A 13,917-nucleotide genomic window follows, 5' to 3' on the forward strand; every position below is an offset into this window, starting at 1 on the left:
TCACATGGCTCTAGATGACCCGATAAGTGCCGCAGCGCTCGCGCCGACACTTAAAAAACTATTGGCAAAAGCTAAGTTTTACGGCGCGACACAAGCGGATGCTGTGGCAACCCATGGACGCTCATCCGCTATTGTGGTGCGCGGCGGGGAACTCGAAGATGTTGATAATAGCGAAGGCCGAGACATTGGCTTACGCGTAATTGTCGGACAGCGCCAAGCCTGTGTTTCAAGCTCAGATATATCCGATACCTCCATAGATCAACTTGCAGAGCGCGCGGTCGCAATGGCTAAATTGGCGCCCGAAGACCCCTATTGCGGCCTTGCAGATGAAAGCCAGCTAGATACGCATTATGCCGATTTGGATTTATATGATGATACGCCGATAACGCCGGCTCAGCTTAAATCGCGCGCTTTGGAAGTAGAGGGAGCCGCCCTCACCGTGAAAGGCGTACAGCAAGCTGAAGGCGCTAATGCTAGCCATGCGACCTCGGCAATACATTTCATGACAAGCCATGGTTTCTCGCAAGGATGGCTCTCTTCACGCCATGGCCTTTCCGTCTCGGCTATTGCCGAATCTGGCGGCGCGATGGAGCGTGACTTTGACTATGATGGCACAAGGTGGCTTACTGACTTAAAATCACCGGAAGAGATTGGCCGCACAGCCGGGGAACGAACCATCGCGCGCCTCGGATCAAAACAAATGAGCTCAGGCGCTATGCCCGTTATCTTTGATCAACGCGTTTCAGGGGCTCTAGTCGCTGCAATGGTCAGCGCTATTACAGGGCCGTCCATTGCCAGAGGCGTATCCTTTCTGAAAGACAAAATGGGTAAAACGATTTTTAACCCAGATATTCAAGTCATCGACGACCCCCTTATGCCGCGTGGGCATGGCTCACGCCCTTATGACGGCGAGGGTATCGTTCCTGTCACGCGCCACCTTATTAAAGACGGTGCCTTGCAAACATGGCTACTAAACTGTGCATCCGCTAAGCAATTGGGCCTAAAAACAACGGGACACGCAACACGCGGGATCGGCTCGCCTCCAGGTGTATCAGCCACGAATAGCTATATGGCTAATGGCGAAAAATCGCAAGAACAACTAATGAAAGATATAGGTGAAGGCCTGCTAATTACCGAAATGTTCGGCCCGTCTCTTAACGCCAATACAGGTGACTATTCTGTCGGAGTTGCGGGTTTCAAAATTGACAAAGGGGCGATGTCCTACCCTGTGAACGAAATTACGATCGCAGGTAATCTTCTCGAAATGTACAAAACAGTCATTCCTGCTAATAATTTGAAATTTGACGCCGCAACTGTGGCCCCCTCACTGCTTACAGAAGGTCTGACGATTGCCGGAAGCTGATGATATCTGCGTGTCTTATGCTGAAGATTTAGCCCTTATAAAAAAGGCCGTTTACTCAGCAGGGAAGATCGCCAGAGACGCTTATGAAGCGAATGACTCCCAGGTTTGGGACAAGTCCAATAATTCCCCTGTCACAGATGCGGATATTGCGGTCAATAATTACCTTCTAAAAACACTCTGTGAAGCCAGGCCAGGCTATGGCTGGCTATCAGAAGAAACCAAAGATGACCATTCCCGCCATGCCTGCCCTCGGACTTTTGTTGTAGATCCGATTGATGGCACACGTGCTTTTATTGACCGCACACCTAATTTCGCGGTGTCAGTCGCCATCATTCAAGACGGAAAATCAATCGCAGGTGCGCTCTATAATCCACTGAAAGATGAGATGTTCGAAGCCACATTGGGCGGCGGCGCTAAGCTAAACAACACCCCCATACAGTCTGTCGATTGCGAAATCATAGACGGCATTCGCATGGTTGGCTATGCGCGTAAATTCCGCCGCTTAGGTTGGCCGGATATGGATTGTCATGTGGTAAACTCTATGGCTTATCGCATGGCTTTAGTCGCTTGCGGTCAAGCGGATGCGACGGTGGCTTTTACACCAAAATCTGATTGGGATGTTGCTGCAGCCCAGCTTATTGCGTCAGAGGCAGGCGCAATCGTAACGAATTTAAACGGCGTAGCCCCCAGCTATGATGGAAAAACCACTAGCGGGTTAGGTATCATTTGTGCTGGCAAGACTCTCCACGCTTTGTTATTAACTCGAATTAGACCCGTCATCGCGCAATTTCAAAAGAGCGATGACAAAATTAGAGATTTTGGATTCATGGGAACAACCCAGACCGATAGAGTATTAAAGGACCGCAATATGTCAGAAAACATGCAACTCCTTCACCTTGTTATTGGCGGCGAACTTGTTGACCCCAATAAAACCGAATTTAAAGACTTAACCGCTGTTGATTTCGTCGGGGCTTATGCCAATTTTGCCGAGGCTCATGCCGCTTGGAAAGGCGCTGCTCAACGCACTGTAGATAACGCCCATATGCGCTATTTCGTACTGCATGCGCATGAGCTGATTGATCCCGATAAAGACGGCATCATTGGCTGATTCTACAAAACAGACAGACCGCCAGATGATTAAACGTCTCTGGCGAGACTATATTTGGCCGCAAAAGGGAAAGCTCTTTGTGGCTTTTCTGTTTATGGCATTACTCGCTGCGGCAACGGCAGCTTATACATTTGTAGTTGGATATATTGTCGATGAAGCCAATAAGCTGACTCAAGGCGTAGATGCAGCAAGCAATGCAAAAAAATACGCCTATGCTATTTTACCTGTCTTATTGGGCATAACAGCACTTTCAGGCCTTTCAAATTACATACAGCGCATCCTCTCAAATTCTATTGCGCTTAATGCTGTCGGTAAGATGCAAAAACAAATGTTCAAATCGGCACATAATCGTGATTATGCCAGCTTTGCCCGTGAGCCCACAGGCAATATGATTTCTAAATTTACCAATGATGTCACTGTAATCTCCAATGCCTTGATCCGCACAATGTCAAATTTGATCGCAGCGCTACTTACTGTCATTTTTACCATTGTCGCGATGCTCTATCAAAACTGGCAGCTCTCATTGGTCATGACAGTATTTCTTCTTGCCTTTTGGCCAATTATTGCAATTTCGCAGCGCATGCGTGGTAACGCCAAAGACGTACAATCTCATATCGGCACGATAACCTCGGAACTTAAAGAGAGTTTTACAGGGGCGCGAATGGTCAAAGCCTATGGACTCGAAGTCAATGAAAACAAACGCTTAGGAAAAAGTTTTGATGAACGTATTCGTCTCTTTATGAAGCTTGTAACAGAGCAGGCCCGCGTTGATCCCATTCTCGAAATTTTGGGCGGACTTGCTATTGCTGGCGTCGTGATATTTGGTGTCTATCAAGTCACAAATAACACAGCTACCGCCGGGTCAATCGGAGCGGTGCTAACAGGATTGCTAATTCTTTCCCCGAAATTACGGGCACTGGGGACCTTAAACAATGTCGTGCAAGAAGGCCTTGCCGCTCTGACCCGTATCTTTGACGTGATTGATGAGCAGCCAAGTATCATAGAGCGACCCGATGCTATGAGCCTTACGGACCCTGAGGGTCATATTGTTTTAACAGATGCGCATTTCATTTATGCAGATGGCACCATTGCTTTGAATGGCGTTACGCTTGAAGCTAAGCCTGGTGAGACAGTAGCTCTGGTTGGGCCTTCAGGCGGCGGAAAATCGACTATTATCAATATGATACCAAGACTATATGATGTTACATCAGGCCACGTTACGATTGATGGCATTGACGTAAGAGATATGACCTTGGAGAGTCTGAGAGCCTCAATGGCCCTCGTCTCTCAAGACGTTACGCTTTTCAATGATTCAATAACCGCCAATATAGGTTTTGGGAATAGAGCCGCTTCACGCGATGATATTATAAATGCCGCGAAGTCCGCCGACGCCCATGATTTTATTACTGCGCTTGCTAAAGGATATGACACAATACTGGGCGAAGACGGCGCAGGATTGTCAGGCGGACAAAAGCAACGCCTCTCCATTGCCCGCGCCATATTGCGAGATGCCCCAATCCTATTGCTAGACGAAGCCACATCTGCCCTCGACGCGGAGAGCGAGTCGAAAGTTCAAGCCGCACTCGATCGCCTCTCTGATGGGCGTACCACCATCGTCATCGCCCATAGGCTCAGCACTGTGCAAAAAGCGGATAGAATTTATGTTTTAGATAAGGGGAAGATTGTGGAATCGGGCACGCATAAGAGCCTGAGCAAAAAACGCGGCGGGGTTTATGCGAAACTAAGGGAACTGCAGAGCTAGGATGTCCCAAAGGCTATTCGAACGATATAAAACTGATTTGATGAGCATGAAATTGAATAATGCTTGGAATGGATATGGTTCTGCAATTTTTCTAGAGTTTGGAAACCTAAGCGACGTGACAAAAAAGAATGGAGAAAAATCTAATAACCCTCGTGGTGAAATCACTATAATGATAGAGTGGGACTGGAGAGCAGAAAAAGAGGCTTCGATCATTTGCGGAAGCTCACTAGAAGGTGCTCAAATTGAATTGTTTCTAAAAGATATGCTTGGGAGTGAAATAATACGACTACAAACAACTGGTCGTTTGCCAGAACTAGAAATAGAATTTTCTAACAAAGTTACGCTCAAAACTTTTATGACAAGCGTCGGCCAGCCTGAATGGGCATTTATGGATGATCGAGAAGTTGAATACCCATCTCTGGTAGTTGAAGGCGGAGTCCTTTGTGCTGAAACTGATGCAGAAAACGATAATTAAGTATCAGCAAATATCATTCCCGCCGTAGAAGCAATTCCGTCACAGGATTACCCGACCACTGTTCCATAAAGCGCGCCTTGACATCAGCGGGGTCATAGACCGTTTCCACCCACTCAATAAATTCAATATCATGGGTTTTCGAATATTTCAGATAATCCTTGAAAAAGAAGTCGAGCATCCCCGTTTTGCCTTGCTTCACGTGGAGGTATTTAAATTTTAGCTGCTCCATCGCTTTTTCTATCGTGTCCCCCATATGGAAGTGACGATATAATACCCCCATAATACCCGTACGGTCAGCCCCTGATTTACAGTGCATCACGGCAGGATATTCAATCGATTCGAACAGCTCTTTAGCGCCGCGAATTTTCTCGGGTGTATGCGTGTCGCGGCTGTAAACCCGAAAATCAATCATAGTGATGCCGTGTTTCTCGCAAGCCTCTTTTTCGAGCAGATAAAACCCTTTAGGGCTTTCGCCGCGCAGATTAATATTCGTTTTAATACCCATCTTGGTCCATTCCGCGACACGTTTGGGGGATGGCTGATTCTCGCGATACATACCGCCGCCAATATCGTGATGATTGGCAAAACGTCTGCGCAAAAACCCATGATCGCCCCAAGTTAAGTCGCGATAGGCCTGTTTTCTATCAGCCTTGTTATTGAGGTCTAATGCCATCTACCCTATGTCCTTTAATTCACGGCAACGCATAACAGGGAGGCCGCAAGTGTTCAAACGCTTCATGCGGTCAAATGCCGTACAAATTACGATTGGATGGCTCGTCGCGGCCTATATGACCTTGGTTAAATATACCACACGGTGGGACATTGAGCGCGCAGAGCAGGTTCAGCATATAATTGATGAGGGCAAAGGTTTTATAGCGCTGACATGGCATTCGCGTTTCATGATGCTTACAGCGGCGTGGAAAAAAGACTACCAACTCCCTCATGTGTTGATTTCGCGCTCCCGCGACGGGGCAATTGTTGCTCATACAAGCCATTTTCTTGGCCTCAAAACAATTCGCGGCTCAGCTAAAAAAGCCGCCAAGGGTGATATGGCGGCTAAAGCTAAAGGCGGCGCAAAAGCGAGCATGGATATTGTGATGGCATTGGACAAAGATGGTTGTATCGTTGTGACGCCGGACGGACCGCGTGGGCCGCGTCAACGAATGGGTGACGGCCCTATAAGGTTAGCGAGGCTTACCGGTGCGCCGCTTGTGCCCTGCACCTTTGCGGTTCAAAATCGCAAGCAATTTGAGAGTTGGGATAAATTCGTTTTACCCCTGCCCTTTGGCAAAGGCAAAATTATTTGGGGCTCGCCAATAAAGGTGCCCGCAGATGCTGATGATCGCAAAATAGAGCATATTCGCGAGCGCATTGAGAGCGAGATGAATATCTTCCTCGCCGATGCCGATAAAGCTATGGGCCATGATCCTGTGCGGGCTGCTGACCCATGAGCGAGACTGGATTGATACGCGCTTATTCAGGTTTAACAAAAGCGATTGCCCCGGCATTGCCGATCTGGCTGAAGCGGCGTGCACTTAAAGGTAAAGAAGATCCCGCGCGTCAAGAAGAGCGTTTCGGTATAGCTTCGCGGAATCGTCCCGACGGACAGCTTTTCTGGATGCATGGCGCCAGCGTCGGAGAAGTCACCATGCTGCTCCCGCTTATTGATAAGGTATTGGCTGAGTACCCTATGGCACATGTCTTGGTGACTAGCGGGACGACAACGTCCGCTGAATTAATGGCCAAACGCCTACCCAAGCGTGCCTTCCATCAATATGTACCGCTCGACACAGCTAAGGCGGTAACTGCATTTTTAGACCATTGGAAACCCGATCTAGCACTATGGGCAGAATCGGAGATTTGGCCTAACTTACTCCTGCAAACTAAGGCGCGCGGCACCCCCATGGCGCTGATCAACGCCCGCATGTCGGAAAGGTCTGTTCAAGGCTGGTTCAAACGGCGCAAATCGGCCCAGAGTCTGTTCGGGTGTTTTGACGTTATTCTCGCCGGGGATGAAGCAACGGCCAATGGTTTATCTTGGCTTTTGGGACAAGAAGTCGAGAGCGCAGGTAGCTTAAAAGAAGCTGCGCCAAATTTGCCCGTTGAAACCTCTGAACTTACGATACTTAAATCTGAAATCGGAGAACGGCCCGTTTGGTGCGCGGCTAGCACACATAAAGGCGAAGAAGAAATCATTCTAGCCGCGCATAAAGATATCTTAGCTAAACATCCAAATACATTACTTATTCTTGCTTTACGCCACCCTGAGCGCAGTGAAGAAATTCAGGCTTTGATGGACTTCAAAAATGTGTCTATCCGCTCTAAAAAAACAGAACTCAATCCCGAAAGTTCAGTCTTTTTATTTGATACGATTGGCGAAATGGGTCTTGCTTACTCGCTTTCTGATGTAACATTTGTTTGCGGCTCCTTGGTTAAGGGGCTTATGGGGCATAATCCGCTCGAACCTGCTCGCTTTTGTAACGCTGTCCTTACAGGCGCGCATATTTCCAGTTTCGCAGACAGCTATATGTCCATGATTGCTTTCGACGCCGCGCAGCGTATTCTGTCTCCTACTAAGGTAGGACATGCGGTGAGCGATTTATTCTCAGATCCAGAAAGACTTGCGCGTCAACAACGTTTGGCATTTGACTATGCGCAGGGCCGCAACGCCGTATTGGAGTATGTATGGGAGAAACTTTCTCCGATCCTGCCTGCTAAATCAGGCGAGGTCATATAATGAGACCGCCCGAATTTTGGAATCACCGCGAGGGCCGCGATGCCGCCCCTATGATAAGGCTGTTTCTAAAGCCTTTTGGCTGGATTTATGGCTGGGCCGCCGCACGGCGTATCAAAACAACCGAGAGCTATGATGTCGGTATACCCGTCATATGCGTGGGTAATGCAACCATGGGCGGAACCGGCAAGACACCCGTTGCGATTTATCTGCTTAAAAGCCTACGCCGCCTAAAGATCGATGCTGTAGGCTTGACTCGCGGATATGGCGGTTTGGAAAAAGGGCCTATGCCTGTCCAGCAAAGACATACTGCAATTGATGTAGGCGATGAACCCCTGCTCCTCGCGCGCCACGCACCCGTCTGGGTCAGTGCAGGCAGAGATGATGGCGCGCGTGCTGCGCGAAGTCACGGCGCGTCTGTTATCGTTATGGATGACGGACATCAAAACCCCCAACTGGAAAAGACTCTCTCGCTCTTGGTGGTGGATGCCGAGGTCGGCTTTGGAAATGGCTGTGTCTTTCCTGCCGGTCCATTGCGTGAAAAATTAGGGCCCTCATTGGAACGCGCAGACGCTGTTATCCTGATGAAGCCTTCAGCAGATTATGAAATTGATGATGTTCTGACAGAGCAGCTTAAAGGCAAAATCGTTATACCAGCTTTTTTAGCTCCTGCCTCGCCGCCACCCAAAGGCAAGCTTTATGCTTTTGCGGGCATTGGCCGCCCCAATAAATTCTTCGATAGTCTGCGCCGTCATGGCGGAGACATCGTCGAAGAAATGCCTTATGCCGACCATTATAAATATAAGGATGAGGATATTGAGAGCCTCTTTATGCTGGCATCCGAATATGAAGCGTCACTCATCACCACGGAAAAGGATTATGTGCGCCTTCCTAAGGGTTATCGCAAAGGTGTCCACGCTTGGCCTGTTTCGGTTCAATTTGAGGATGAGTTGACCTTAAGACGCTTGCTCCATCCCATTATTGAGCAATCAAAGCCCCGTAAATGAGTCTTGGCCGAAAGATAATTTGGCGCTTGGAGGCGCTTGCTTATGATGTCGTTGGGCTAGTGCTCAAATTGTTTCCATTTGGTGGAATCTCTGCATTTGGGGGCTGGCTTCTGCGCCTCATTGGGCCACTGACGAGTAAACATCGGATTGCCAAAACAGGATTGGAAATTGCTTTTCCTGATAAATCAGAAGCTGAAATCACACAAATACTCAAAGACCAATGGGATAATACGGGCCGCACCTTTGCTGAATTTCCAATCACCCACCGCATCAAAGCCTTTGAGGATGGCCGCGTCACCGTCAAAGGTCTTGAGATATTCAAAGCCAACGCGCCTGCTATCATCGTAACAGGGCATTTTGCAAATTGGGAAATTATGGCCACTGTTCTGACCCAATCAGACTTGCCTGTGCGCATAACCTACCGCAAAATCAACAACTCCTATATAGATGAACGTGTGCGGAAACAGCGTGAGCGTTACGGCACGAAATTCCTTATTCAAAAATCGACTCACAGGGGCGGACGTGAATTACTCGAAGCGCTGAAAAACGGTGAAAGTGTAGCTCTGCTCAATGATCAGAAATTCAATACAGGTGTGAGCGTTCCGTTTTTTGGAAAAGACGCGATGACGGCGCAAGGCGCAACGCGGCTCGCGCTTAAAACCGGACGTCCGCTCTTACCCATGGGTATCACCCGTGAAGGACCAAACTTCACCGTAACATTTTATGAACCGATAGAACTTGAGACGACAGGCAATCGCGAAAGGGATGTTCTTAGCGGTGTTACGAAAGTCACAGAATTCATTGTAGACCGTATAAGAGAAGAGCCTGCGCAATGGTTCTGGGTGCATCGGCGTTGGCCGAAGGCCCTATACAAAAAAGATTAAGCGCTTTGCTTATTGGCGGCGCGGTGGGAGTCCCATTCTCCAAATTCAAAGGCAATGCAGCGTTCTATGAGCTTTCGCCAGACCTGTTCAGCAATGTCTTCGGATAGCCCCTGCTTGCGGGCTTCGACTAATACTTTGGAGACAACATCTTCGATACGCTCAGCATCATAAACGGCGTCACGGTCGTTTTTTATGCGCCCCGCTGCGGTCATATAAGCTTGGCGTTTTACCAGTAAGGCGACAAGCTCGCGGTCAAGCGCATCTACGCCTTCGCGGACTTCCGCCATTGTTTGGCAATCTTCACCTGCTTTAGCCATGCTCGTCATCAGCCTTGTAGAGGCCACTCCGTGAGTAATTCAGGATCTAAGTTACGGTTACGCCACTTCAAACGCCAGCATAAATGCGGCCCTGTCGAGCGGCCTTTTGACCCAACCGTGGCGATTTGCTCACCTTGCTTCACGGCTTGCCCCGGTTCTACCAAAATTTCATCCGTATGCAGATACATGGAAATCAAGCCTTGCCCGTGATCGAGCAGCACCATAGCGCCCTCAAAATAAAGATCATCATCAGCGAGGCTCACAATACCATCGGCAGGCGCATAAATCGGCGTCCCGACAGGCGCGGCCAAATCAACGCCATAATGCGGCTTTTTCGGCTCTCCATTGAGGATACGCTGCGCCCCGAAATTTGTAGTTTTGATGAAGTCCGCTTTGATGGGGAGGTCAAAACCATCCTTAAAGCCCATCTCTTTGGCACGTGAGGCGAAGCCTGTTTTCTTACGCGCGGAGGAACTGCGGATGCGTTTGAGCTGCGCTTCGGTGAAGGTGGAGACTTGGGATGGCGGCAGGCCATCTATGCGGGAGGTGTCGTAGTCGCGTGCTGTAAAAAAATACTCGACCGTTTTATCCCCAACGGCAATTTGAGACTTATCTTCATCTCGATCAAACCCTACAATAATTTGTCCATTTTCATCAGCATTTTCATAATAAAAGTCTTTGCCGCCGCGAGAAATTTTTACTTTGGCATTTGGGTTTGTGCGACACAGAACAGCACCGCCTTGTTTAGGAATACCGTGGCATGAAATGTTGTCTATTTCATGTTTACGGTGGTTCAAAGGTGAAGAACCCAACATGGATGTATCAAGTTCATATTCCTGGCTTTCACTTTGTTTTGGCTTTATATCTGATGCACTTTTAGTCGTTCTTCTAGGAGATTGAAGAGCATTTGGAAGTTGGGCAACCTTAATAACGTCGTTCTGGCCTCCAGTCTTTTCCTGCGCACAAGCAGACCCACAAATTGCAAATGCCAGAGCTAACCGTGCCAAACACCGCATTAGGCGTTTTCTTTCTTCCAAGCCTCTAGGCTCGCCGCGGCGTCCTTATAGGCCTCTTGCCTATCGGCGTTCCAATAGCGGAGCATTTCGAGCGGAATTTTATCGCCAGTGGTGGCGCAGGTGACATAAGCCCCGCCCTCCATAATCGTAAAATCAGAAGCGCCGTAATGGATAATTGCTTCGCCTGTACCTTGGAAAAAAGAATTCATGAGGGCGGTCTAACGCGAGTTGATAGGAATGTGAAGCGGGGTTTTGCAGTGATTTACCAACACTCTCAACTTTGTCATTCCGACCCTGTGTTTGATTTATCAAACACTGGCGGAATGACAATACAATTCAAGTCCGTTCAAAACAAATCACCTTGCGGCGTTACGGGCGCACTTTTCTTAGGCTTGGGTTTTGTCTTAGGCATTTTACCCGCCGCCCCATCAATAACCGCCTTGCGTTTCCCATCAGCAAAAGTCAGCATAACGCCCTCACCCGCTTTGACTTTATCCTTAGAGCGCACAACATCACCGTCCTCATTTTGCACGAGTGCGTAGCCCCGTTCCAACACACCCTGATAGCTATAAGCATCGAGTAATTGCGCCGCTTTCTTTAGGCGTTGCTCTTCCTGTTTTACCTTTCGCACAAACGCTTGGGCTGAACGGTTTGAGAGCTGCCCTAAAGTTTGGCTTTGCCGCGTCAGATTTTGCTGTATGGGTTCGGGCCGCAGACGTTGAGCTGCATTCGACAGGCGCGAAGCATGGCGGTTTTGACTGGCCGTTAAAGCCGGCGCTAATCTGGCGAGGATGAATTCCAGTCGCCGCGAGAAATCAACCGCTAAAGACTTAAGCGGCGGTAAGCGCAACATCGCTAATTTCTGGCGTAAAGGCTCAAATACCCGCTCAGGTCTCGGCAATCGCGCAACGGCCAAATCAAGCCTTTGTTGCGGCGCGGCTATAACACCCTCAAGTCGTGGCAATCGCGCCGCCGATAATGCTGTCTTTTTCTCATTCACATTACGGCGCAGGCCCCGCGTCATCCGCAGGCCGTAATCGGCTATCGTCTCAAGCCAATCCTCGCGCACAGGCACAGCCACTTCGGCGGCGCCCGTTGGCGTCGGCGCGCGGTAATCAGCCACAAAATCTATCAGCGTCCAATCGGTTTCGTGGCCCACCGCTGAGATAAGCGGAATTTGGGAATTCGCCGCCGCGCGGGCGACACTTTCTTCATTAAAACACCATAAATCTTCCATAGAGCCGCCGCCCCGCGCCACAATAAGCACATCTGGCCGTGCAAAACCTTCGGCCCTGTTAAAGCCGTTAATAGCGCTCGTAATCTGCTCCGCTGCCTTATCGCCTTGAACCAGCACAGGCCAGACCAAGACATGGCTAGGAAAGCGATCTTCAATGCGGTGCAATATATCGCGGATGACTGAGCCTGTGGGCGATGTCACCACACCGATGGTCTTGGGCATAAAGGGCAGCTCACGCTTACGCTCCGCTGCAAACAAACCTTCCGCGGCGAGCATTTTCTTGCGCTTTTCAAACAGCGCCATAAGCGCACCTGCACCAGCCAGTTCCATTTTCTCGATGATAAGTTGATAATTTGACCGTCCAGGATAGGTCGAGAGCTTACCTTCGCAGATCACTTCCATACCTTCTTCAGGCCGCATGGAGAGGCGGCTCATCACGCCTTTCCAAATAATGGAGTTAATCACGGCTTTGTCGTCTTTAACATCTAGATAGCAATGGCCAGACTTTGCCACCGTCACGCGGCCAAGCTCGCCGCGCACCCGCACATGACCAAAGGTTTCCTCAACTGTGCGTTTGAGAGAAAAGGCCAGTTCTGAGACTGTATATTCTGGGGTGTTGCTTTGCAGGTCGGGCATTACATCTTTCATAGATTCTAGCTCTCTTATACCCTAAACACCGCGAAAACGGAATCGTTAGATTAGGACAAATTATGAAAGTTTTGTTGATAGGCTCAGGCGGACGTGAACATGCCTTAGCCTGGAAGTTAGCTCAAAGCGAATTAGTCACGGAGCTTGTTTGTGCGCCCGGCAATGTTGGCATCGCAGAAGTCGCAGACATCGTTCCAGTCGCGGCAGATGATATTATTGGCCTCTTAGCCCTTGTTCAGCGTGATAATTACGACTTTGTTGTGGTTGGCCCTGAACAGCCTTTGGCCCTTGGCCTAGTCGATGCACTGCAAGAGCTTGGCATAAAAGTCTTTGGCCCAACAGAAGCCGCCGCACAGCTAGAAAGCTCCAAAGCCTTCACCAAAGAGCTTTGTAGAAGATACAATATCCCGACAGCGGCCTATAGCGTTTTCACGGACCTGAAAGAGGCCAAAGCTTATCTTAAAACGATGACTCCGCCTTATGTGTTGAAAGCCGATGGCTTGGCTGCGGGTAAAGGCGTTGTCTTGCCCGAAACGCTTAAAGAGGCTGAAAAAGAACTGGAAGAGTTTTTCTCAGGCAAATTTGGCGACGCCTCGACCAAGGTCGTGATTGAAGAATTTATGGAGGGTCAAGAAGCGAGTTTCTTTGCCATTTCAGATGGAAAAACCGCAATCCCACTTATTGCCGCTCAAGATCACAAACGCGCTTATGACGGCGATAAAGGCCCAAATACAGGCGGTATGGGCGCTTACTCTCCGGCCCCTATTTTTGACCAAAAGGCCATGGAAATCGTGATGGATAAAATTATCACGCCCACAGTGTACGGCATGGCCAAAGATGGGCACCCTTTTGTCGGTGTTCTTTTTGCAGGTCTTATGATGACCAAAGATGGCCCAAAGTTGATTGAATATAATGCCCGCTTCGGCGATCCTGAATGCCAAGTCCTGATGCGCCGCTTACAATCCGACCTTATGGAAATCTTTATTGCCGCGGAAGGTAAAAAACTAAATAAACTCAAGGCGCCAGCTTGGTTTGATGAACCGACTGTCAATGTCGTTCTCGCGGCTAATGGTTATCCTGGAGCCTATAAAAAGGGATCTGTTATCAAAGGTATTGATGAGGCCAATGAAATGGATGGCGTTGTCGTCTTTCATGCGGGTACGAAGCTTGATGATAAAGGCGCGATTTGTGCGGCGGGAGGCCGTGTGCTTAATATCACCGCACAGGCGAGTTCTCTGGAAAAGGCCGTCTCAAAGGCGTATAAAGCGATTGATGAGTCAATAGTGTGGCCTGAAGGCTTCTGCCGCAGGGACATTGCTCATCTTGCGCTCAAATGAGCGCAGGGCACATCACGCGCTCAAAACAT

At 49.1% G+C, this 13,917-nt stretch carries 14 protein-coding genes; 9 read left to right on the forward strand and 5 right to left on the reverse strand.

The genetic code is table 11. The annotated features are described in order from the left end of the window. The first annotated feature begins 4 nt into the window (after positions 1-4). Genes F569_RS0101505 through F569_RS0101520 form a run of 4 tightly spaced genes read left to right on the forward strand, consistent with a single transcriptional unit; the run spans position 5 to position 4,708 of the window. Positions 5-1,363, forward strand: coding sequence for a TldD/PmbA family protein (locus F569_RS0101505; RefSeq protein ID WP_051279089.1), 1,359 nt, complete (start codon positions 5-7; stop codon positions 1,361-1,363). Then, positions 1,350-2,471, forward strand: a complete 1,122-nt coding sequence (locus F569_RS15975; RefSeq protein WP_026940733.1) for an inositol monophosphatase family protein — start codon at positions 1,350-1,352, stop codon at positions 2,469-2,471. The genes F569_RS0101505 and F569_RS15975 overlap by 14 nt, the downstream gene beginning before the upstream one ends. Continuing rightward, complete coding sequence (locus F569_RS0101515; protein ID WP_026940734.1) at positions 2,464-4,233, forward strand: ABC transporter ATP-binding protein; 1,770 nt, start codon at positions 2,464-2,466, stop codon at positions 4,231-4,233. The genes F569_RS15975 and F569_RS0101515 overlap by 8 nt, the downstream gene beginning before the upstream one ends. Positions 4,234-4,279: 46 nt before the next feature. Further along, positions 4,280-4,708, forward strand: a complete 429-nt coding sequence (locus tag F569_RS0101520; protein WP_162143715.1) for a hypothetical protein — start codon at positions 4,280-4,282, stop codon at positions 4,706-4,708. A 13-nt stretch (positions 4,709-4,721) separates the two neighbouring features. Here F569_RS0101520 and F569_RS0101525 read toward each other — a convergent pair whose 3' ends face one another. Further along, positions 4,722-5,381, reverse strand: a complete 660-nt coding sequence (locus F569_RS0101525) for a fused DSP-PTPase phosphatase/NAD kinase-like protein (RefSeq protein ID WP_026940736.1) — start codon at positions 5,379-5,381, stop codon at positions 4,722-4,724. Positions 5,382-5,430: 49 nt separating this feature from the next. Between F569_RS0101525 and F569_RS15985 the strand changes: the two genes are divergently transcribed. From F569_RS15985 to F569_RS0101545, 4 genes are read left to right on the forward strand one after another with little or no spacing between them, the layout of a single operon-like run. Beyond that, the gene (locus F569_RS15985) at positions 5,431-6,159 is read left to right on the forward strand and encodes a lysophospholipid acyltransferase family protein (protein WP_162143716.1); all 729 of its coding nucleotides are present in this window, start codon (positions 5,431-5,433) and stop codon (positions 6,157-6,159) included. Then, the gene (locus F569_RS0101535) at positions 6,156-7,445 is read left to right on the forward strand and encodes a 3-deoxy-D-manno-octulosonic acid transferase (RefSeq protein WP_026940737.1); all 1,290 of its coding nucleotides are present in this window, start codon (positions 6,156-6,158) and stop codon (positions 7,443-7,445) included. The genes F569_RS15985 and F569_RS0101535 overlap by 4 nt, the downstream gene beginning before the upstream one ends. Then, positions 7,445-8,449 (forward strand): tetraacyldisaccharide 4'-kinase, encoded by a 1,005-nt coding sequence (gene lpxK / locus F569_RS0101540; protein ID WP_034387042.1) that lies wholly within the window; start codon positions 7,445-7,447, stop codon positions 8,447-8,449. Before F569_RS0101535 ends, lpxK begins: the two co-directional genes overlap by 1 nt. Further along, entirely contained in the window at positions 8,446-9,333 is an 888-nt protein-coding gene (locus F569_RS0101545; RefSeq protein WP_026940739.1) for a lysophospholipid acyltransferase family protein, read from the forward strand. Before lpxK ends, F569_RS0101545 begins: the two co-directional genes overlap by 4 nt. Here the strand turns inward: F569_RS0101545 and F569_RS0101550 are convergent. From F569_RS0101550 to xseA, 4 genes are all read right to left on the reverse strand, one after another. Then, on the reverse strand, positions 9,330-9,650 hold the full coding sequence (locus F569_RS0101550; protein WP_233353558.1) for a chorismate mutase: 321 nt from the start codon (positions 9,648-9,650) through the stop codon (positions 9,330-9,332). The genes F569_RS0101545 and F569_RS0101550 overlap by 4 nt on opposite strands. Before the next feature lie 8 nt (positions 9,651-9,658). Next, positions 9,659-10,666, reverse strand: coding sequence for a M23 family metallopeptidase (locus F569_RS15990; RefSeq protein WP_233353559.1), 1,008 nt, complete (start codon positions 10,664-10,666; stop codon positions 9,659-9,661). Then, on the reverse strand, positions 10,666-10,875 hold the full coding sequence (locus F569_RS0101560; protein WP_026940741.1) for a DUF2093 domain-containing protein: 210 nt from the start codon (positions 10,873-10,875) through the stop codon (positions 10,666-10,668). Before F569_RS0101560 ends, F569_RS15990 begins: the two co-directional genes overlap by 1 nt. Positions 10,876-11,012: 137 nt before the next feature. Next, complete coding sequence (gene xseA, locus F569_RS0101565) at positions 11,013-12,551, reverse strand: exodeoxyribonuclease VII large subunit (RefSeq protein WP_034387045.1); 1,539 nt, start codon at positions 12,549-12,551, stop codon at positions 11,013-11,015. Positions 12,552-12,613: 62 nt separating this feature from the next. Here xseA and purD point away from each other — a divergent pair, with 62 nt between their 5' ends. Next, complete coding sequence (gene purD, locus F569_RS0101570; protein ID WP_026940743.1) at positions 12,614-13,888, forward strand: phosphoribosylamine--glycine ligase; 1,275 nt, start codon at positions 12,614-12,616, stop codon at positions 13,886-13,888. The last annotated feature ends 29 nt before the right edge of the window (positions 13,889-13,917 follow it).

The sequence above is a fragment of the Hellea balneolensis DSM 19091 genome, assembly GCF_000428525.1.
GTDB lineage: Bacteria > Pseudomonadota > Alphaproteobacteria > Caulobacterales > Maricaulaceae > Hellea > Hellea balneolensis.

Coding starts and splice junctions, on each gene's coding strand:
- F569_RS0101505 (WP_051279089.1), top strand. CDS start 5: ATGGCTCTAGATGACCCGATAAGTGCCGCAGCGCTCGCGCCGACACTT.
- F569_RS0101520 (WP_162143715.1), top strand. CDS start 4,280: ATGAAATTGAATAATGCTTGGAATGGATATGGTTCTGCAATTTTTCTA.
- F569_RS0101525 (WP_026940736.1), bottom strand. CDS start 5,381: ATGGCATTAGACCTCAATAACAAGGCTGATAGAAAACAGGCCTATCGC.
- F569_RS0101535 (WP_026940737.1), top strand. CDS start 6,156: ATGAGCGAGACTGGATTGATACGCGCTTATTCAGGTTTAACAAAAGCG.
- lpxK (WP_034387042.1), top strand. CDS start 7,445: ATGAGACCGCCCGAATTTTGGAATCACCGCGAGGGCCGCGATGCCGCC.
- F569_RS0101545 (WP_026940739.1), top strand. CDS start 8,446: ATGAGTCTTGGCCGAAAGATAATTTGGCGCTTGGAGGCGCTTGCTTAT.
- F569_RS0101550 (WP_233353558.1), bottom strand. CDS start 9,650: ATGGCTAAAGCAGGTGAAGATTGCCAAACAATGGCGGAAGTCCGCGAA.
- F569_RS15990 (WP_233353559.1), bottom strand. CDS start 10,666: ATGCGGTGTTTGGCACGGTTAGCTCTGGCATTTGCAATTTGTGGGTCT.
- F569_RS0101560 (WP_026940741.1), bottom strand. CDS start 10,875: ATGAATTCTTTTTTCCAAGGTACAGGCGAAGCAATTATCCATTACGGC.
- xseA (WP_034387045.1), bottom strand. CDS start 12,551: ATGAAAGATGTAATGCCCGACCTGCAAAGCAACACCCCAGAATATACA.
- purD (WP_026940743.1), top strand. CDS start 12,614: ATGAAAGTTTTGTTGATAGGCTCAGGCGGACGTGAACATGCCTTAGCC.